This window comes from Salegentibacter sp. T436 (assembly GCF_001932675.1).
Classification (GTDB): domain Bacteria; phylum Bacteroidota; class Bacteroidia; order Flavobacteriales; family Flavobacteriaceae; genus Salegentibacter; species Salegentibacter agarivorans.
In genome coordinates, this window is record NZ_CP012872.1 from 272,743 (window position 1) to 294,575 (window position 21,833).

The following is a 21,833-nucleotide window of genomic DNA, read 5'->3' on the forward strand; positions in this document are numbered from 1 at the left end:
TTAAACTTTAAAGAATTTAATTACCCGTAAGGTTTGTAAAACCTTATAATCTTTACAATTTAGTATCTTCGGTTTAACTTAGCCAATTTCCCAGTTATGAAGAGAGAATTCAAGCCTTTTTATGTAAAATTCATATTCTTAATCGCTTTCCTATTCATTAGCAGTATACCTGCTAACGCCCAGTTTCCGTTAGGGAATAGTCAAAATAATGAAGCTGATGCCCAGGAAATTCCTGAAGATATTTTAGGCAGAAGAACCCCACGTGGTACGGTAACTGGGTTTATAAATGCTGTGGCCGGGCAAAATTATAATCGCGCCTCGAGATACCTCAATTTCCCGGGAAATATTACTTCTGAAGAAGAGAAAGAACGGGTGGTCCTGGTTTTGCAACGCCTATTTGACCAAAAGGGAAGTATGCTCCCCTATTATCTAATAAGCGATGATCCCAAGGGAAAAACCGATGATGATTTTGAACCAAAACTGGAGAAAGTAGGAAGTGTAAGCCCTGACGATGAATTGATTGAGATTTTTCTAAAACGGCACGATGATGAAACCGGAAATGGAATCTGGCTTTTTTCAGCTGAAACAGTCGAAGCCATAAGTTCGGTTAGCCTTCAAAATTCGGCTTTTGTAGACCAAATAATTCCGGGATTTCTTAATAAATATCTTTGGGGTGGGGTACCTGCCGGACAATGGATTGTGGCCTTATTACTTATTGGATTAAGTTATCTTATTTCTTTTTTGATTATTTCTTCAATAATTTTTCTATTAAAAAAACTTTGGAAAAGGATTAGAGAAGAACCCATTTCAGGAATAATTACCGCGGTAAAACTTCCCTTAAAATTATATGTAGTCGTCTGGATTTTTGTTGCATTTTCAAGAAACCTGGAACTATCTATTATTTTGCGTCAAAAATTTAGTGCTATCACCATTATAGTTGGTATTGTAGCTGTTCTTATTCTCCTCTGGCGACTATCAGATTTTATAGGAAAATTTAGTCAGGAAAAAATGTTATTACGCGGAAATCCGGCGGGAGTTTCAATAGTATTATTTCTGCAGCGGGCGGCTAAGATCGCAATTGTTATTTTTGGTATAATATTTAGTTTAGGGGCAATTGGCATTGATGTAACTACCGGTTTGGCCGCCCTGGGAATTGGTGGTATTGCTCTTGCCCTGGGAGCTCAAAAAACGATAGAAAATTTTGTGGGAAGTGTGACCCTAATTGCCGACAGGCCCATTCGTGTTGGCGATTTTTGCCGGGTGGGGCAAATCACTGGAACAATTGAAAAGATTGGTATTCGATCTACCAGAATCAGAACTTTAGACCGCACCGTAGTTACCATTCCCAATGGAGCATTTTCATCTGACACGATTGAGAATTATGCCCACAGGGACAGGTTTAGATTTATAAGTGTTTTAAATTTTAGATACGAAACATCGCCAGATCAGCTACGCTATTTACTTACCGAATTGAGAAAAGTGCTTTATGCGCACCCTAAGGTCTATGAAGAACCGGCTAGAATTAGGTTTATTGGTTTTGGAGCCCATTCACTGGATATTGAAATTTTCGCCTATTTGGAAGCTAAGGATTATAATGGATTCCTGGAAATTCGTGAAGATCTCATGCTACGAATGATGGATGTTGTAGACCGTAGTGGTACCGATTTCGCTTTCCCATCGCAAACTATTTACTTCGGAAAAGACCAGGGACTTTCTAAAGAAAAAACTGCTGAAGCAGAAGCCGTAGTTGAAAACTTGAAGAAAGAAAGAGAAATGCCACTTCCGCAATTTACCCGCGAACAAATTGACGCATTAAAAAACAAATCCAGTTACCCACCTGAAGGTTCGAGTACATCTATTTAGAATACTCAGCATTCAAAATCGAGTAGGAAGATAGGGATTATCTTATTAAGATTATTGTTCCCTATCTGTCCTCTCACACCACTCAGCGTACGGATCCGTACTGAGCGGTTCCCTAATTTACGTTCTAACTTTAAGATAATAATCCAGCAGAAAAGGGTAGCCAGCCTTTCTCAGTCTGTGCGTGGTAATGGTCCTTGTGAGGATAAAGCTGTTGGCGATATGCCAGTGACTTCTCCTCGTGTTGGCATATTCCCACGCTTTCCACTTGTTCAAGCCAAGCTTGATAAGCATCTTTTCTTTCGTGCGAATGCGTTTCCATTGTTTCCAGATACACATCCTTAGACGTCGACGATACCAGCGATCTATGTTTCTCAGCAGGCTTTTTATATCTGCCATTTTAAAGTAGTTCATCCAACCTCTAACGTAGTGGTTGAGTGTTTCCTTTCTCTGGTCTTCACCCCATCCATTGTTCCTTGATGTAAGCTGTTTTAACCGCTGTTTCATTTTTCGGATACTTGTTGGATGGGCTCGGAGTCTACTGATACACATCCTGATTTTTATAAATAAGAACAATGATTCTTAGTTTGCGGCTAATGCTGTTAAATAGATCAAATAAAAGAACCACAATCCTATGCGACCTATGCTGTTTTTACTTAACGCTTAACTTCCCGTATACTATAAAAACAGCATAGGATCCGGCGCAAGGTTATGGTAAATATGGGGCAAAAGACAGAATAAACCTAATTACTGGGTTTATTATAATACACATATTAAGATTTTTAGCTATATTTGTTTATTATAACATACATTATGCTCGAACTCGTCACTATAAAGCAAACCAAAGAAGAACTAGGTAAATGGTGCAAACTTCAGAGAGGTCGTTTTGAATTAAGCCAGCAAGAATTGGCTGATCAACTGGGAATATCCCGATATACTATTCAAAAATTTGAAAGTGGTAAAAACTCAACAATTGATACCATTTTAAAAATTGCCCACCATTTCGATGATTTGGAGAAGTTTTATAAAGGTGTAAAAGCTTATAATGAAAAAAATACTAATCCCTCCTTATATTAACCATTATGGCTAAAAATACTATCTTAAATGTAAAGCTATTTGATTATGAGGTTGGAAAGTTAGGTTACGATTTGGATCAACGAAAAAGTTTCTTTCAGTATAATCCTGAATTTTTAGAAACCAATGAATTGCGAAACATTTTTCCATATATCATTAAACGAATAAAACCTGTACAGGTATTCTCTGAATTTGAAGGAAATACTTTTAAAGGTCTTCCTCCGGCCATAGCTGATTCCCTTCCAGATATGTTTGGAAATATCATTTTCAAGGAATGGTTTAAAGCCAATAATAAAGATAAAACTAAACTCACCCCACTGGAGCAGTTAACCTATGTAGCTAATCGTGGTATGGGTGCTTTGGAATATGAACCGGCACAAAATATCCCAAAAACTTCAGCAATTGACCTTGAAGAAATTATTAGTGTATTAAAGCAAGTTATAGATCAAAAAGAGCAAACTTCAGAAAAGAAATTTGATAATCTTGCTTTATTAAATATTTTTAAAATGGGAACCTCTGCTGGTGGAGCCAGGCCTAAACTTTTAATTTCCGAAAACATTGAAACAGGAGAGATTATTCCGGGTGATATCGTTTCCTCTAAAGATTACAAGCATTACCTGGTAAAGCTTTCTCTATATGAAGATAGTTATAATAAAGAAGTAATAGAATATGCTTACTACAAGGTGGCTACCGCTGCAGGAATAACAATGATGCCTTCTAAACTGATTAACGATAAACATTTCACCACCTTGAGATATGATAGGCAAAATGGAACAAAACAACACGTTTTAACCGCAAGCGGACTGACCGGATGGGACTTTCAAAAACCAGAGAACTCATCTTATGAAAACCTTTTCAAATTAGCTCTGGATTTAAAAGTACCTTACAATGAGATTCAGGAACTTTTTAAGCGAATGGTTTTCAATTTGGTCTTTGCCAATATTGATGACCACTTAAAAAATCATTCCTTTATATATGACAAAAAAACAGACAAATGGAACCTCGCTCCTGCTTACGACCTCACCTACCCATTAAACGTAGACTTTAATTATCATAAAGTGAGTCGTGCACTTTCCTTAAATAATAAGCGAGAGAACATACAGTTACAGGATTTGCTTACGTTAGCAGAAGAATTTTCGATAAAAAATCCAAAAGGCATAATTGAGAAAGTCCAGGAACAGATTTCTAATTGGCCGGTATTCACAAAGGAACTTAATATCCCAGAATACGTAGTAGAAAAAATCTCCAAAGAATTCAAAATCTTATCGTAAAATAGATTTCAAAGATTTTGAATAAAGATGCAATTTTATATACAATTCACACTCAATATTAAATATTGTCATTCCAGTTTCAATCTAATGGCAATTCATTAACTTAAAAAAGCTACTGAAACATCATTATTTATATCACGTATCGCGATGCGCAATATTTAAAATTCAGTTGTTCCGTAATTTATAAACTTCGATAATGAACCTGGAATATATAACTCCAAAAAGAAAAACCAACTAAAAGTATTGAGAAGAAAAATATAGGTTATTTCCAATCATTTTTAAAATCACCCATAAAATATAACTGATCGATAAAATATATTATTTAGTGTTATTCTTCAATATTTATTGTTATTAGTGGTTACTTAATGTTATTTGTGAGTTTTTATAAGTAGTAAAGCAATTTATGTTAGATTGATTCAATAATATCGGAAAAATCTTACAGGAGAAAGTTAAAATAGTGAATCTGATATTTTTTAACATTTTGCGTACAATTTAACGTACAAATACAATTTTCAAAAACAAAAAAGCCTTGAAAATCAGATGATTAACAAGGCTTTAAGTACTCGGGACGGGACTTGAACCCGTACGGACACATTGTCCATTGGATTTTAAGTCCAACGTGTCTACCAATTCCACCACCCGAGCGTGGTAATTTTATGTATGAGCGAAAAACGGGATTCGAACCCGCGACCTCCACCTTGGCAAGGTGGCGCTCTACCAACTGAGCTATTTTCGCGTGTTTAAAAGAACTTCCACGTTTAACGTGGCTGCAATAGCGTATTGCGGATGCAAATTTAATATAAATCTTATAATGTCAAAGGCTTTTTATAAAAAATAAGGAAAATTTGAAATAAAAAATTTCTTCAGTAATTCTTGTCGAAAGTTTACAAACTACAACTCATTGTTTACCAATACTTAATAATATATTCCCCTATTTTTTACTTAAAACCCATAAACGAAGACTGGAAACTACCTAAGCTTTGGCTTTAGCCTTTTCTTTACCAACCAGTGTCCTTTTAATCTCATTAAGCTTCATTAATGCCTCTACGGGAGTAAGCGTATCAATATCTATATGTAAGACCTCCTCTTTTAATTCCTGTAAAATAGGATCATCCAGATTGAAAAAACTTAGCTGCATCTCTTCCTCGGCCGATTTCTTTAAAAGCTCACTGGAATCTTCCATTTTATGGGATTTCTCCAGTTTCTTCAGAATTTTATTTGCGCGGTGTAAAACCTGCTGTGGCATTCCGGCCATTTTGGCTACGTGAATCCCAAAGCTATGCTCACTACCTCCCGGCACCAGTTTCCGAAGAAAAAGCACATTATCTTTCAATTCTTTTACCGAAACATTAAAATTTTTGATCCGCTCAAAAGTATCGCACATTTCATTAAGCTCGTGGTAATGCGTAGCGAAAAGTGTTTTCGGTTTCGCGGGATGTTCGTGCAAATATTCGCTTATAGCCCAGGCAATAGAAATACCATCATAGGTGCTGGTACCACGGCCAATTTCGTCTAGAAGCACCAAACTTCTGTCAGAAATATTATTAAGAATACTGGCGGTCTCATTCATTTCTACCATAAAAGTAGACTCACCCATAGAAATATTATCGCTGGCGCCAACCCGGGTAAAAATTTTATCTACCAAACCTATATTTGCCGCTTTTGCAGGTACAAAACTTCCCATTTGCGCCATTAAAACAATAAGCGCGGTTTGCCTTAAAATAGCCGACTTACCACTCATATTTGGCCCAGTGATCATAATTACCTGCTGATTTTCGCGATCTAAAGTAACATTATTGGTCACATAAGATTCGCCAATAGGCAATTGCTTTTCAATAACCGGGTGCCGGCCTTCCTCAATATTTAAATCGTGATGTTCTTCAATTTCAGGTTTGCAATAATTTTCAGCTTTAGCTTGCTCAGCAAAAGAGCACAAGCAATCTAACTGCGCAATAAGTTGGGCGTTTTGCTGCACAGGCTGAATATAATCGTTCATCCAAATTACCAGCTTGTTAAAAAGCTGCTGTTCCAGCTGCAAGATCTTTTCTTCAGCTCCTAAGATCTTTGCTTCATATTCTTTTAATTCTTCGGTAATATACCGCTCGGCATTTACCAGGGTTTGCTTTCTAATCCAGCTATCGGGAACTTTATCTTTATGCGTGTTGCGCACTTCAATATAATAACCGTAAACATTGTTACTACCAATTTTCAAAGAAGAAATCCCGGTACTTTGGGTTTCGCGTTTCAGCATATTATCGAGGTAATCTTTTCCTGAAAAAGCTATTTTTCTAAGCTCATCCAGTTCTTCCGAAAAACCTTCAGCAATACAATTCCCCTTTAAAATATTTACCGGTGCATCTTCGTGTAAACTTTCAGTAATTTTACTTCGCAAAACCTCGCAAGAGTGTAAATTATCGCCAATCACTTTAATGGCTTCATTCTTACTTTTCAGCGCGAGCTCTTTTATAGGAATTATGGCTTGTAAAGAATGATTAAGCTGAATTACCTCTCGTGGAGTTACCTTCCCTGTAGCAACTTTAGAAATAAGCCTTTCCAGGTCACTTATCTTTTTAATGTTTTGCTGAATTTCAGCTAAAACTGAAGGATTTTCGAGTAAAAAACCAACTACTTCGTGGCGCTTTTTTACTTTCTCGGCATTCTTTAAAGGCAATGCAAGCCATCTCTTTAAAAGCCTTCCACCCATCGGCGAAATAGTTTTATCAATCACATCCAATAAGGTCACCGCATTTGCGGCGTTAGAATGATATAACTCCAGGTTCCTAATCGTAAACCGGTCCATCCATACATATTCCTCTTCTGCAATTCTGTTTACTGAGGTTATATGCTGAAGTTTTCGATGCTGGGTTTCGGCTAAATAATGTAAAATAGCACCGGAAGCAATAATTCCTTCTTCCAAATGCTCGATTCCAAAACCTTTTAAAGATTTGGTCTGAAAATGTTCATTTAAAGTTTCGTAAGCAAAATCCTGTTTAAACACCCAGTCTTCCTGGTAGAACGTATGGAAATCTTCGCCGAAGATCTGCTTAAAATCCTTCTTATTTTTCTTCGGAATCAAGACTTCACTAGGGCTAAAATTCTGAAGTAATTTATCTATATATTCTGAATTTCCTTGCGCCGTTAAAAATTCACCGGTAGAAACATCTAAAAACGAAACTCCAAAGATTTTCTTTCCGAAGTGAATAGCGCATAAAAAATTATTCGATTTACTCTGAAGCACCTCATCGCTTAAAGCCACACCCGGAGTCACCAATTCGGTCACACCACGTTTTACAATGTTTTTGGTCATTTTAGGATCTTCTAATTGATCGCAAATGGCCACCCGTTCTCCGGCTTTTACTAATTTTGGCAAATAGGTGTTTAAAGAATGATGTGGAAATCCGGCAAGCTCGGTACGCTCGCTGCCATTGTTCCTATTGGTGCAAATAATATTTAAAATCCTAGCTGTTTTTACCGCGTCTTCACCAAAAGTCTCATAGAAATCACCCACACGAAACAAGAGCAAAGCATCTGGATACTTTGCTTTAATAGCATTGTACTGCTTCATTAACGGGGTAACTTTAGGGGATTTCTTGGCTGCCAAAATTTTAAATTTTATTTCCCGCTAAAGTACAGAATCCCATATTTTAAAGGAAAATTATCTCTGGAAGTTATTCAATTTTTTCCACAATTATTCTACAAGTATTTCCCCTTTAGATCCATTTTCTGATGGAATTAGATGGTAAATAGCCTTTGGTTCCAGACCTTTCTCTTTTCTATGCGAAACAAAAATCACCGCGGTAGGACTTTCCCTGACGATTAAATTAATGAGCGAAGTGATTTGCAGCGCACTTTTATCGTCTAGCGAGGTTGTGGGTTCGTCTAAAATAAGTAAAGGCGGATGCTTAATCATCGCCCTGCCAATAAGAACCATTCTTTTATGAAGTTCAGATAATTCTGTAAAAATCTTAGCTGATTTATCTTCCAAATTCAGGATTTTTAACCATTCTTTAGCCAACCTGATATCTGCATCTCCAGGTTTTTGGTACAAACCAACGCTATCTACCAAACCTGAAATTAGCATCTCCAAAACAGTATTTCTTCGGTGAAAAAGTTCGGTAAGCGCAGGCGAGAAATACCCGATTTTCTTTTTAATCTCCCATACACTTACACCACTGCCTTTTTTGTTTCCGAATAAGTATAAGTCTACGCCATAGGCTTTGGGATTATCGCCGTAAATCATAGAAAGCAAAGTAGTTTTCCCTGCACCATTGGGCCCAGTAAGTTGCCAAAAATCTCCTTTTTTAATTTCCCAGCTAATATTTTCTAAAACCGGTTTACCCCCATAAGAAACCGAGACATTTTTCATTTTCACCAATATATTTGGCACGTCCTGGAATTTTACTGGTGCTGGAGGAATATTTACTTCTGAAAAATTGCTTTCATTATTCCCCTGGAATTCTGAAACCTCAAAGCTTTCGACAACTTGTTCGTTTTCGACTTTCAATATTAAATCTACAAAAGGCAGTAAATCTTCTTTTCGATTAAAAATCTGAATGATAACAGTTGTTTTAGAAATATGCTGCAAGGTCAATTTTAAATCAGATACCGATGTTTTATCAAGACTATCAAAAGGATTGTCTAAAACCAGAAAATCAGGCTCCTGACTAAGTAAATATTGCAGCAAAGCTTTTCGTTTCTCCCCACTGGAAAAAGTTCGTAAGGAACGATTTTCATTAAAAATCAAGGCAGAGTTCCCGTGTTTATAATCTTCCTCAATAAATTTATTTAAAATCGATTCAGAAAAAAGCAGGCCTTTCTTTCCCTGCAATTCCTTTAATTCTTCTGGAGAATTTCCTTTCAAAAGTTGCGGTAGCCATTTTCCCAGTAGAGAAAAATCGGGTGTAAAAATTGCGTAATGATTTAAGCTCATTGTTTAAAGATCTCTTATTGATATCCCTGCGCCTGTAGGTTGAACAATTCGGCATACAGCATATCATTTTGCATCAATTCTTGATGCGTTCCAATTTCCAGTACGGCACCGTTTTTTAAAACCATAATTCTATCGGCTATTCTTACTGTGCTGAAACGATGCGAAATAATTACCGCAGTTTTCCCCTCAGTAAGCTTAATAAATCGGTCAAAAGCTTCGGTTTCAGCGCGGGCATCTAGCGCCGAAGTCGGTTCGTCTAAAATTAAAACCTCTGCATCTTTCATATAGGCACGGGCAATCGCAATTTTTTGCCACTGCCCACCCGAAAGATCTTTTCCCTGCTTAAAGCGTTTCCCCAATTGCTGATCGTAACCTCGCGGCATATCAGAAATTACCTCGTTCGCCAGACTTTTTTGCGCAGCGCTGTCAATTCGATTTTGATTACCGATTTCTTCAATTTCGCCCATGGCAATATTTTCACGAAGCGTTAATTCAAACTTTACAAAATCCTGAAAAATCACCCCGAAGTATTGTTGATATTGGGATTGATTATATTCTTTAACCGGAATATCATCGAGTAGAATCTCACCTTCAGTAGGTTCATAAAACCGAAGTAATAATTTTATCAGCGTGGTTTTCCCAGCGCCGTTTTCTCCTACAAAGGCCAGTTTTTCTCCTGCTTTTAATTCAAAATTGATGTTTCTAACCACCCAGGCTTCAGATTTAGGATATTTGAATCCGACATTTTTAAATTCAAATCCTTTTTTAATTTTCTTTGGAAGCGGTAATTTTTCTTCCGAAGTTTCATCGGAATATTTAAGGTCCAGAAATTCAAAATAATCCTGAAGGTAGAGTGCACTTTCGGTAATTGCGGTAAAGCGGGTAAAAAAGCCCTGCAATTTAGATCGAAGTCTGTTAAAAGAACCCGATAGGAAAGTAAGATCACCAAGTGTAAAAATTCCCGCTACGGTTCTAAAAACGATTAAAAGATAAGCACCATAATAGGCTCCTGTACCAATCACGTTGAAAACTGAACCCCAACCGGCGCGCTGTTTTGCCAGTTTTTTACTCATTAAATAATAAGTGTCGGAAAGGTTTTTAAATCGGTTTGCCAGGTAATCTGAAAGTCCGAAGAGTTTTACCTCTTTTGCCGTTACATCACTAGCGCCTACATAGCGCAAATAATCCAGTTCCCGACGTTCTTGGGTCCAACTTCTGGCCAGGGAATAACTGGTGCCACTAAATTTGATTTCATTTATTATTGTAGGAACTACGGAAACCACCAGTAAAATTATTAGCCAGGGTTCAAAGGCGACTACCCCAGCAAGTAAAGTGAAAATTACCACCAAATCCTCAGCCTGGGTAAGAATATTAGACATTAACCCAACCCTACCGGTGGTTTGCTGCCGGGCTCGTTCCAGTTTATCGTAAAACTCAGAATCTTCTAACTGATCAAGGTTTAATTCTGAAGTTTTCTTAATAATTCGAACCGAAGTACCTATGCTATATTGGTCTCCCAACAAACCATCAGTCAAACTAATCGCCCTACTCATTAGATCTGATAAAATAGCCAGACCGAATTCTGCTGCTACCAGTAACCATAACCTATCAAGGTCTTTTTCTTCGGCCGCAATTTGTAAAACCACCTCATCAATAATCAATTTTCCTACAATAAGGATAACAACCGGTAAAATGGCGTTAATGGTCCTTGCCAATACATTAGCGTAAAACAGCAAAGGGTTTACTTTCCTGATTTCCTTAAAAAATCTAGGTACAAATTTTAAGGATGCAAAACTTCCTTTAAAACTGACTTTATTGGCTTCTAATGACTTTTTAGATCTGGGCAAGAATTATTTTTTCTTTGCAAGTTAGCTAAGATTTGAAAAAGATGGTAGTAATAAAAAAGAAGAAACCCTGAAGATCTTCAATTTAAACCTTTTCCTTAGACATTATCCTTACCAGTCGATATGAAATTGAAGAACCATCCATAGGCGGATTTTTTATTTTCTTCTTCTTCACTTTTAAATGATAAATATAACCGGGCTCATAATCAAAGCCTTCTATGCTGTCCTCATAATAAAAAAGGCTCCAGTTATCTGTACCTATATGGTCTCCTTCCTGCACGAGTAAGCAATTTCCTTCCCTTTCTCCCACACATTCTTCGGTATAGCTATTCACAACCATATCTACCACTCTTATATCATCGCTAAAGCTAATACTAAGCAAAAACACCAAACCTATAAGACCACCCTGTATCATAACATTCCATTTTTATCCTATTAAAGATAAGCGATTGTATGATTTGCGAACTGGGGTTTTTCCCTTATTTATACTTGAAAATTGAATTTCGAAAATAATATATCCTAACTAATTAACTATGCTAAATTGGGCAGCTGAAACTATTATTGAATATCCTGAAGCATTTTTCCCAAATCTTCACGGGTAAACACCTTTCCGCTTTTTATTACCGCTGTGATTTCCTTTAGGTTCTGCAAATTTTCAAGAGGATTATTTTCCAAAAGCAAGAGATCGGCTATTTTTCCTTCTTCCACACTTCCATATTTATCTCCAAGATCCAGAAATTCGGGGCCGTTAATTATAGAGCTTTTTAATACCTGGGCATTACTTAAACCTGCTTTAGAAAGGGCATTTAATTCCCCGTGCAAAGATTCGCCGGGATAGACATAAGAATTAAATGCCCCACAATCTGAACCTGCTAAAAGCTTAACGCCCGCATTCTCCATTGGCTCAATCATTCGCACACTTATTTCTTCCATTTTTTCCCTCATCTTACTACCGGATGCTTTTGCTCTTTTTGCTCCTTCTATTCTACCTTGGTAGGTTTTTTGAATTCCGGGACCAATATAGTTTAACAATGAATCCTGCCTGTGATCTACTTCCAAAATTTCCGCCAAGGTTTTACCTATATAAAGTGTGGGGGTTACGTATACATTTTCTTGACTCATTTTAGCAAAAACCTCTGCTGCAAGTTCGGGATCGTAGGTATCTATTAATGGTTCTATCATTCCGTAGCCAAGATCGGGTTTAGTAAGACTGTCGGCGGCAGGAGAACAGGCTTTCAGCGGATAATACATATGCTCGGCACCATCAAGACCTAACGAAACCGCTTTCATGAAATTGGCGCTCATGGGCATATGGCCGGTGATTTTTAGGCCACGTTTTTCAGTTTCTTTAATGATATTGTAATAATTTTCTGCGGAAAGATTTCCATCATAGGTCTTTACGTAATCTACATCTAATTTCTCCAGGGAATCTAAGGCAGCTCCAATATCGCTCGAATTTGAAACTTTTATAGACCCAGGCCAGGCCGGTTTATCACCATCCAGCTTGGGCCCCGAACTAAAAATCCTGGGACCATCTAATTCACTATTAGCAATTTGATCTTTCCATTCCATTACACTCGGAGTGATATCACCACCGGCATCGCGTACAGTGGTAATTCCGTATGCTAAAAAAAGTGGTAGAAGGTCTTTGTTTTCTTCTACCAAAGTATCACCCCCTCTAAAATGAACGTGGTTATCCCATAGTCCCGGTATTACAAACTTTCCTTCGGCATCAATTAATCGATCGGCAACAAATTTCTCATTCTCAATACTTTCACGAACCTCAACAATTTCACCATCTGAAATAAAAATTGATTGTCCTTTGCTTAGACTTTCACTCTCTACATCTATAATTTGAGCATTATAAATAACAAGATCGTAGGCTTTGACTTCCTTATTCTTGCAAGATGACAGGGTAATTGCTAGCAATAAGAAATAAGTGAGTTTATTCATTTTTATAAGACTTTTAGACGCGCACCTGGTAATTCAAATTCCCGCTTTCTAAATTTAAATTAAGTCGAAAGAATATTAGTTATCAGTTTTATCAGGATATACCGGGGAAGGCACTTCTGCCGGCGGATTAGCCTCCAGCTGTTTCAGCACAATCTCAATGGCTTTTTCCAGTTGAGGGTCTCTTCCTTCAAGAACTTCTTCCGGCCATTGTTCCACCTCAACATCTGGTGCTACTCCTTCGTTTTCTACACTAAAACCTTCTTCGGTATAAAAAGCAACATTAGGTGCGGTAACAGAGCCGCCATCTATAAATTCAGGATAACCCAATACGCCTACCAGGCCGCCCCAGGTAGTTTTTCCAACGATAGTTCCAAGATCAAATTTTCTAAACATCCACGGCAGATAATCCCCACCGGAACCTGCAGTTTCATCAGTAATCATCACTTTTGGCCCCTGTATAGAAGCACTTGGCGATTTTAGATCTTTTCCATAGCGAAACCTCCAGTGTGCCTGCTCTGGTTTTTTAAGAATATCTATAACATAATCTGCCAGTTGGCCACCGCCATTAAAACGTTCATCTACAATAATCGCCTGCTTGTTCGCCTGCGGAAAGAAGTAGCGTTTGAAGTACTCATGTCCCTCCGTGGCAGTATTTGGCACATAAACATAGGCAACCCGGCCATCGGTAGCTTCGTGAACTTTTTGAATATTGCCTTCTATCCAATCGCGGTTTCTTAAAGCAATTTCATTTTCAACCGGAGTTACTTTAATTTTTCTTGAATTCTTCATATTAGGATTAGGACCCACGGTGAGCATCACTATTTTCCCGGCCGTATTTTCAAATAACTTATAGATATTATCACTAGCCTCTAGCTCTTCTCCATCTACTGCCAATAGATAATCGCCTTCTTTCACATCTACTCCGGGTTCGGTAAGGGGAGAACGCAAATTAGGGTTCCAATTGAGCCCGCCATAGATTTTTTCAAACCTATACCTGTCATCTTCTATACTGAAATCTGCTCCCAAGAGACCTCCTTTTACAGATTCTTTAGAATGAAGCCTGTCACCTCTACCGGAAAACCTGTGATGCCCAACTCCAAGTTCACTAAACATCCATTCCATCACCCGGTAGAGGTCGCTTCGGGAAGTAACATCTCCTATAAAAGGCTGATATTTTTCTTTCATTTTATCCCAGTCTACGCCGTGCATCCCGGGATCATAAAAGTAGTCTCGATTAACTCGCCAGGCCTCATCAAAAATATTTGGCCATTCTGCTACGGGATCAATTTTAACCTGAATATCACCGGTATTAAGCGTTCGCTTTTCTTCAATTTTATCAATTTCAACGAGACCCCATTTTTCTTCTGCCTTATAAAGTATCTTTTTTCCATTGGCAGATATCTCGTAAAAAGTGGCAGGCATTATCTTCTTATTCTCCCTTTCTTTAAGATTGTACAGATTTAGAGTTCCCTTGTTTTGCTCGTGAGGAGGATAAGCTAAATAATAGAGATTTCCTTCTTTTGGCGAACTTAGGTTAGCATACTTGCCGGCAGGAAGCGGTACATCCACGATCCTGTTTTCTATTCCCTCGAAATCAATTTTCAAGTCGGGAACTTTGATTTCTTTATCCTCTTCTTCCGCCTTCTTCTTTTTCTCTTCCTCTTTTTCTGCCTGCTCAATCTTTTCAACATCGTTTTCTCTTGCAAATGGAGATTCTACATCCTTCTGTAAAGTCACCAGGTAAATCGAACTGGTCATTTCCATATCCTGGTTAGACTGATCAAACCAATTCACCACCGGCCCGGCATCTGTAGAAGCTAACATATAAAGATATTTTCCGCTTGGATCAAAAACCGGACTTGAAACGCTGGAGAAACCATCGGAAATTGCATAAGATTTATCTTCTGAAAGCGAATACACATAGGCCTGTTCAAAGCTGGTTCCTGTTACTATGGTGTAACTAATCCAATTAGAATCGTGAGACCAACTACCAAAAAGGTTCCTAAAAACTCCCGGTATATATCGTTCATCCTGAGAAACTTTTGTCACTTTTCCGGAATCTATGTTTAACACATAAAGATTACGCCCATTATCTACAAAACTTATTTTCTTACTATCTGGCGACCACTTTGGATAAGCATAAAAACCTGCACCCTCAAGTTTAAATTTTTTAGCCTCTTTTTGTTCGCTTTGATCCTGAACGTGCAGTGCATATTCTCCGCTTTCATCGCTAAAATACGCGATGAATTTTCCATTTGGAGACCATACAGGGTCTTGTTCGTGCACCCCCGGGGTTTCAGTTATATTAACCACATCGCCTTTTTCAGCGGGCACCGTTACTATTTCCCCTCTAAAATCCATTACCACCCTTGCACCGGTAGGCGAAACGGAGGCGGTACGAATATATTCATCACCCTTTACAAACCTTGGGCGCAGTTCAAGAAGATCTGTCGCGATCCCAACCTCTATTTTTTCAGTAGTATTAGTTTCCGGATTATAGGTATGCAGGTATCCGGCTTGCTCAAAAATGATTTCATCATTTCCTGCGGAAAGATCTAAAACCGGGAAATCTTTAAAATTGGTAAGTTGAGTAATCTCTTTGGAATTCATATCATAACTGTACAAATTGAATTCTCCATTCCTGTCACTCCTGAAATAAACTTTATCACCCAGCCATTGAGGCCTGGTATCGTTGCTTCCACCTTCCGGTTTCGAAATTTCTGTAACAGAATGGTCATTGGTATCAAAGATCCAAATTCGAGAAGCAGTACCACCACGATAATATTTCCATTGATTAAAAGCTTCGAAAAGTGGCGTATAAGCAATGTATTTTCCATCGTCTGAATAATCTGCCCAAAAGGCATTTGGAATCTCCAGTTCTTTAACCTGGCCACCCTTTACTGAAACCTCAAAGAGTTTCATATATCTATTTGTAAAAACACTACGCTGAGAACCAAATAGTACAGCAGAACCATCTGGTGTAAAACCACGAACCAGGTCGCTCCCGGGGTGCCAACTAAGGCGCTCAGGCACGCCACCATTAGCAGGAACCACATATACATCGGTATTTCCATCATATTCTGCATTAAAAGCTATTAAACTTCCGTCTGGTGAAAAAACAGGATTGGATTCAATCCCATCATCTACTGTAAGTCTTCTTGGTGAAGAGCCATCTTTATTTGCCACCCAAAGATCTTCGGCATAAATAAAAGCGATTTGAGAATCACTCATCGCGGGTTTTGAAAGTAAACGGGTATCTTCTTTATTAATATCCTGGGCTGCAAGAGTGACAGACAGGAAGAAAAAAAGTAGCAGGGAAGTAGTTTTATATATCATACTAGAGGAATATTTTATCATTTACTAATATAAAACTAAAATGTAAATAACCTATGAAACCCGTAATTACGAAAGATTCGAATTAAAAATCCCTGCTTATCAACTCCAGTCTTTTTAGATTTAAATTAATTTATTTCCTCGCATTCTTATTAATTTTGCCGCTATGGAAAACCGAAAATTAAAAAACAGCGAACTGGACCGAAAATCTATTGAGGAATTCAAGAAAGCTGAGAAGACACCTATTATTCTGATTCTAGACAATATTAGAAGCTTAAATAATATTGGTTCGGTTTTTCGTAGTGCCGATGCTTTTTTAATCGAAAAGATTTATCTCTGCGGAATTACCGCACAACCACCTCATAAAGATATTCAGAAAACCGCTTTAGGCGCAACTGAAACCGTAGACTGGGAATATACGGAAAACACGCTGGAGGTAGTGGAAAAACTTCAACGAGAGAAAACAAAAGTATTTTCAATTGAACAAGCTGAAGGCTCGGTGATGCTAAATGATTTTAAAGCCCAACCGGGTGAAAAAATCGCCGTGGTTTTTGGTAACGAGGTAAAAGGAGTACAACAAAAAGTAGTTTCGGCGAGTGATGGAATTATTGAAATCCCGCAATTAGGTAGTAAACATTCGCTAAATATTGCGGTTAGTGTAGGCGTGGTTTTATGGGATCTATTTTCTAAAATAACCACCAATAATCGTGAGCAATCTTATATGGCTCACTAGAGGAACTTCCTACTTCTAGGAAATCATTAGGCTTTGATCTCTTCTAAAATCGACAAATAATCCAGGCGGTTATTTACAAAGTCTTTCCCGGAAATATCTACAATCTGCACCTTCATATTGGTTTGGGTCTTTATAAAATTCAGGTAACTTTTATTGATTTCCACTAAATAATCTGGCTGAATATTCTGCTCGTAATCACGACCGCGAGCCTTGATATTCTCCAATAGTCGATCTGTATTTTGGTAGAGATAAATGTAAAGATCTGGCTTTACCAATTCCTTGTACATTAAATGAAAAAGCTTGTGATATAAAGCATATTCGTCTTCAAGCAGCGTGATTTTAGCAAAAATAAGCGACTTAAAAACATCGTAATCTGAGATCACAAAATCTTTAAAAAGATCATATTGCGCTAAATCGTCTGAAAGTTGCTGATAGCGATCGGCCAGAAAAGACATTTCCAAGGGAAAAGCATATCGCTCTTTGTTCTCGTAGAATTTTGGTAAAAACGGATTGTCTTTAAACCTTTCTAAAATGAGTTTTGCATTAAAATCTTCGGAAACCATGGTAGAAAAGCTGGTTTTCCCGGCACCAATATTTCCTTCAACCGCGATATAATTCAGGTTATTTAAATTGAATGCTTTTTTAGGAATCTCTAGCTTTTCAGGAATCGCTTTTATTTCTGAATTGTCCTCAACCCGCTTCAGTAATTTTTCAATAGAAACTTGAAAAATAGGATGATGCTCCTTAGCAGCGATATCGGCCAAAGGTAACAACACAAATTTTCGGTTTTGCATTGCAGGATGCGGCACTATCAAATTTGAGGTTTCTAAAATTTCATCTTCAAAAAGAAGAATATCCAGATCCAGGCTTCGGTTTTGGTAATTTTTAGCATCAGAGCGAACTCGACCGGCATCAGCTTCAATCTTTAATAATTTCCGAAGAATTTCTTCCGCAGAAAATCTGGTAGAAACGGCAATACAGGCGTTTAAAAAAGCATTGCCCTCAAAACCCCAGGCGGGCGTTTCATAAACCTGCGATACCTGTTGCACCTCGCCAATTTCTAAATATAATTTATGCAGTGCATTTTGCAGAAGCTCAAAGCGGTTGCCCACATTGCTTCCCAGGGCGATATGTACTATTTTTGGGGAATTCAAACTAACTGAAGAAAAATTATTAAAGCTTATCCTGTAAATTTCACAGCAAATTAAGTAAAACAAAATCACATACCCCTAATTTTGTAGGAAGACTTAAAAAATAAATTTGGCTAAACTTTTACTGAAAGACAAACTTGCGGCACAGCGCGTATATTTAATATTGGCCGGGCTTTTTATCGCCTCATTGGTTGTTTCGAACCTAATATTTCAGAAATTCTTTAGCTGGGATTTTTTTGGGCTCTATACATTTGAAATTTCTGTTGGAATTTTACCGTATCCGGTTACTTTTTTGATCACCGATATTATTAGCGAGATTTACGGTAAGAAAAAAGCCAACCAGGTAGTAACCACGGGAATTTTTGCTTCGTTCTTTTCTTTGTTGATAATTTACACTGCAGATGCCGTGCCCGCTACCGAATGGTCTCCCATAGGCGACGCTTTGTTTACACAGGTTTTTGGCGCTACCACTATTGCCGTTTTTGCCTCAATGGTTGCCTATTTATTGGCACAGTATATAGATATTCACTTATTCCATTTTTGGAAAAGATTGACCAAAGGAAAACATTTATGGCTCCGGAATAACTTTTCTACCTTTCTCTCGCAGTTTGTAGATACGTTTTCGGTCTTGTTTTTGCTCTGTAGTTTTAATAAAATTGAATGGGACTTATTTGGCGCACTTTTACTTAGCGGATTTTTATTTAAAGTAATCGTTGCCGCGCTGGATACTCCGCTGCTCTACGCTTCGGTCTTTGCTTTTAGAAAGCGATTTAAATTGAAGCAAGGCGAAGAATTAAAATATGATTAATTTAAATAAACCAGCTTAATTAGTTTGAATTAAATAATATAGAAATGAAACCAACATGCTGCTGGACCCAAAGATTGGTAATTCACAGGATAAAATTTGGAGCTTGTGTTTAATCTAAAATTGGAATAAAAATTTTTAAGAAATGAAAAAAGCATTAAAAATAATTGGAATTGTATTGCTGGTAATTGTAGTAATACTGGTTGCCGCTCCATTTTTGTTTGAATCACAAATAAAAGATTATGTTCGAAAAACGGCCAATGAGAGTGTGGATGCACAGGTTGAATTTAGCGACATAAGCCTTAGCTTTTTTAGGAGTTTCCCGCAAGCTACGGTGGTAATTGAGAATTTCAGCGTGATCAATAATGAACCTTTTAAAGGCGATACGCTTGCGATTGGGGAGGAAGCGCAACTGGAAATGTCTATTAAAGAATTATTTAAAGGTGCCGATGAACCTAAAATTTTAGACAATATAAAAGTCAACAACACTTATCTAAATATTAAAGTGGACTCTCTTGGCAATGCCAATTACGATATTGCAGTTGAAGATACTACCGCTGTAGCTTCCGACTCCGCTTCCACGGGATTTAGTTTCGATCTTAAACATTACGAGATCAATAATTCCCGGGTAAAATATTTAGACGAAGGCCAGAAACTGTTACTGGATGTAGAAGAGTTGCATCACGAAGGAACCGGAGATTTTTCTTTAGCTGAAAGCGAACTGGACACTAAATCTAACGCCCTGGTTTCTCTAGATTACGATGGAACAAATTACCTGAACCGAAACAAGGTTTCCCTTGATGCCGTGATCCAGATGGATCTGGAAAATATGCGTTATACTTTCCTTGAGAACGAAGCAATTATCAATCAGTTGCCGTTAACATTTGAAGGGTTTGTGCAGGTGAATGAAGATAATAACGAGATAGATCTAAGTTTCCAAACGCCTTCTTCAGACTTTAAAAACTTTTTAGCGGTAATTCCTGCGACCTACGCAAAAAACATTGAAAATGTAGAAACTAGTGGAGATTTCATTGTTAATGGGAAAATTCAGGGAATTGTAGACGAAACCTATATTCCAAAAATGGATATTAAAGTGAGCTCAGATAATGCCTCCTTTAAATATCCAGATCTACCAAAAAGTGTTCAGGACATCAACATAGATCTCCAGATATTAAACGAGACCGGGATACTTGAAGATACTTACCTCACTTTTGATAATGTAACCTTTAGAATAGACCAGGACAGGTTTGCCACCAACGGAAGCATAAAAAACCTAATGGGAAATATGTTAGTTGATATGGCGCTGCAGGGGACTTTAAACTTAGCGAACCTGGACCAGGCTTATCCGCTGGAACTGGAACAAGATCTCAATGGAATCTTAACCGCCGATGTTACCACGCAATTTGATATGAATTCTATTGAAAAAGAACAATATCAAAATGTAAAAAGTAGCGGTACGGCAAGCATTAGAAATTTCAGTTATAAATCGCCAGAAATTCCTAACGAGGTAAAGATCGCTAATGCGAGATTGAATTTTAATCAGGGTAATGTTCGCGTACCTGAATTAAAACTTACCACGGGGCAGACAGATATTACAGCTTCGGGAAATATTGAAAACCTAATGGGCTTTTTGTTTACTGAACAAAATTTAAAAGGAAATTTCAATGTAAATTCTAATGTTTTTGCCATCAACGATTTTATGATCGCTGAAACCAAAAATCAATCTCAGAGCGAAACCAAACCAGAAGATACTCCGGGAGAAATTTCTACTCCGGGCACCAATGAAGCGGTAAAAATTCCTTCATTTTTAGATACCGAACTTGCGTTTAATGTAAACACGGTAATCTATGATAACCTGGAACTTAAAAACGCTAAAGGAACTATTATCTTACGCGATGAAACCGCCACTTTACAAAACATCACAACCAATATTTTTGGTGGAAATATCGCGCTGGCAGGAAATGTTTCTACTAAAGGAGCAACACCAACTTTTGATATGGACCTGGCGCTAAACGCACTCAATATCGCAGAATCTTTTAACGGATTGGAGATGTTACAGGGCCTCGCACCGGTAGCCCAGGCTTTACAGGGTAAATTACAGACCAGCCTTAAGTTAAACGGTAATTTAAATAACGATCTTACTCCGCAATTATCAACCCTTGCCGGGAATGCACTGGCGGAAATACTAACTGCAGAGGTAAATCCTGAACAACTTGCTTTACTTTCACGTTTAGACCAGCAGTTAGACTTTATAAATTTAAAGGATATTGACCTGGACAAACTTAAAACACGTTTGACCTTTAATGATGGAATGGTGCAAATTGAACCCTTTAATTTTGATGTAAAGGGCGTAAATGTAGAAGTTTCCGGGGGCCACGGCTTTGATATGAATATGAACTACAACCTGAGTCTCGATGTGCCTGCAAGAATGCTGGGAAGTCAGGTAGGTAATGCCCTTAGCAGATTAAGTGGAGATGAACTTAAGAATATGGTAGTAGCGCTGCCAATAGGTTTAAAAGGAACTTTTCAAAATCCGCAGATAAATATCAATATGGAGCAGGCGGTTAGCAATCTTACCCAGAAAATTGTTGCAAAACAAAAAGAAAACCTTAAAGAACGCGGGCAGGATGCAATTAGAGATATTATTAATAAGCAAACCGGTGGAAATCAAAAGCCACAAAATGATAGCATTACTTCTCAGGATTCTACACAAACCCAAACCCCAAAAACTGACCAAACCCCAAAAAGTCAGGAAGAGCAGGTTAAAGATGCTGCCCGGAATATTTTAGGCGGAATTCTGAAAAACAGAACTCAGAAAAAGGATACGACAAGCAATTAAAAAATTAAACCCTCACAGATTTTTAGTAATTTCAGAAATC

14 protein-coding genes and 2 tRNA genes are annotated in these 21,833 nt (G+C 37.8%); 6 read left to right on the top strand and 10 right to left on the bottom strand.

The window, feature by feature from the left end; translation table 11 throughout:
* The first annotated feature begins 96 nt into the window (after positions 1-96).
* Entirely contained in the window at positions 97-1,863 is a 1,767-nt protein-coding gene (locus AO058_RS01220) for a mechanosensitive ion channel family protein (protein ID WP_075324859.1), read from the top strand.
* 117 nt (positions 1,864-1,980) lie between these two features.
* On the opposite strand, the gene AO058_RS18910 is transcribed toward AO058_RS01220, so the two are convergent.
* A complete protein-coding gene (locus tag AO058_RS18910; RefSeq protein WP_442974478.1) occupies positions 1,981-2,412 on the bottom strand; it encodes a group II intron maturase-specific domain-containing protein in 432 nt (143 codons plus the stop codon).
* A gap of 261 nt (positions 2,413-2,673) precedes the next feature.
* On the opposite strand from AO058_RS18910, the gene AO058_RS01230 reads away from it, so the two are divergent.
* Both AO058_RS01230 and AO058_RS01235 read left to right on the top strand, forming a co-directional pair.
* A complete protein-coding gene (locus tag AO058_RS01230; RefSeq protein WP_075324860.1) occupies positions 2,674-2,937 on the top strand; it encodes a helix-turn-helix domain-containing protein in 264 nt (87 codons plus the stop codon).
* Between the two features lie 5 nt (positions 2,938-2,942).
* Positions 2,943-4,205 carry a type II toxin-antitoxin system HipA family toxin gene (locus tag AO058_RS01235; protein ID WP_075324861.1) on the top strand — a complete coding sequence of 421 codons (1,263 nt, stop codon included), beginning with the start codon at positions 2,943-2,945 and terminating at the stop codon, positions 4,203-4,205.
* Positions 4,206-4,765: 560 nt separating this feature from the next.
* Here AO058_RS01235 and AO058_RS01240 read toward each other — a convergent pair.
* The 8 genes from AO058_RS01240 to AO058_RS01275 all read right to left on the bottom strand — a co-directional run bounded on the left by AO058_RS01240 (position 4,766) and on the right by AO058_RS01275 (position 16,268).
* A tRNA-Leu gene (locus AO058_RS01240) sits at positions 4,766-4,850 on the bottom strand.
* 18 nt (positions 4,851-4,868) lie between these two features.
* Positions 4,869-4,941, bottom strand: a tRNA-Gly gene (locus AO058_RS01245).
* Positions 4,942-5,178: 237 nt separating this feature from the next.
* Positions 5,179-7,770 carry a DNA mismatch repair protein MutS gene (gene mutS / locus AO058_RS01250; protein ID WP_075324862.1) on the bottom strand — a complete coding sequence of 864 codons (2,592 nt, stop codon included), beginning with the start codon at positions 7,768-7,770 and terminating at the stop codon, positions 5,179-5,181.
* 123 nt (positions 7,771-7,893) lie between these two features.
* Entirely contained in the window at positions 7,894-9,135 is a 1,242-nt protein-coding gene (locus tag AO058_RS01255; protein WP_075324863.1) for an ATP-binding cassette domain-containing protein, read from the bottom strand.
* Positions 9,136-9,149: 14 nt separating this feature from the next.
* The gene (locus tag AO058_RS01260; protein WP_075324864.1) at positions 9,150-10,982 is read right to left on the bottom strand and encodes an ABC transporter ATP-binding protein; all 1,833 of its coding nucleotides are present in this window, start codon (positions 10,980-10,982) and stop codon (positions 9,150-9,152) included.
* 82 nt (positions 10,983-11,064) lie between these two features.
* Entirely contained in the window at positions 11,065-11,394 is a 330-nt protein-coding gene (locus AO058_RS01265) for a DUF4377 domain-containing protein (RefSeq protein ID WP_075324865.1), read from the bottom strand.
* A gap of 143 nt (positions 11,395-11,537) precedes the next feature.
* Positions 11,538-12,932 (bottom strand): amidohydrolase family protein, encoded by a 1,395-nt coding sequence (locus AO058_RS01270; protein WP_075324866.1) that lies wholly within the window; start codon positions 12,930-12,932, stop codon positions 11,538-11,540.
* Between the two features lie 75 nt (positions 12,933-13,007).
* Positions 13,008-16,268, bottom strand: coding sequence for a S41 family peptidase (locus tag AO058_RS01275; RefSeq protein ID WP_075324867.1), 3,261 nt, complete (start codon positions 16,266-16,268; stop codon positions 13,008-13,010).
* Positions 16,269-16,431: 163 nt separating this feature from the next.
* Here AO058_RS01275 and AO058_RS01280 point away from each other — a divergent pair, with 163 nt between their 5' ends.
* The gene (locus AO058_RS01280) at positions 16,432-16,998 is read left to right on the top strand and encodes an RNA methyltransferase (RefSeq protein WP_075324868.1); all 567 of its coding nucleotides are present in this window, start codon (positions 16,432-16,434) and stop codon (positions 16,996-16,998) included.
* A 26-nt stretch (positions 16,999-17,024) separates the two neighbouring features.
* On the opposite strand, the gene folK is transcribed toward AO058_RS01280, so the two are convergent.
* On the bottom strand, positions 17,025-18,152 hold the full coding sequence (folK, locus tag AO058_RS01285) for a 2-amino-4-hydroxy-6-hydroxymethyldihydropteridine diphosphokinase (RefSeq protein WP_075324869.1): 1,128 nt from the start codon (positions 18,150-18,152) through the stop codon (positions 17,025-17,027).
* Positions 18,153-18,258: 106 nt separating this feature from the next.
* Here folK and AO058_RS01290 point away from each other — a divergent pair, with 106 nt between their 5' ends.
* Together AO058_RS01290 and AO058_RS01295 are read left to right on the top strand one after the other, a co-directional pair.
* Positions 18,259-18,957 carry a queuosine precursor transporter gene (locus tag AO058_RS01290; RefSeq protein ID WP_075324870.1) on the top strand — a complete coding sequence of 233 codons (699 nt, stop codon included), beginning with the start codon at positions 18,259-18,261 and terminating at the stop codon, positions 18,955-18,957.
* A 142-nt stretch (positions 18,958-19,099) separates the two neighbouring features.
* Positions 19,100-21,793, top strand: a complete 2,694-nt coding sequence (locus tag AO058_RS01295) for an AsmA-like C-terminal region-containing protein (protein WP_075324871.1) — start codon at positions 19,100-19,102, stop codon at positions 21,791-21,793.
* Positions 21,794-21,833: the final 40 nt, after the last annotated feature.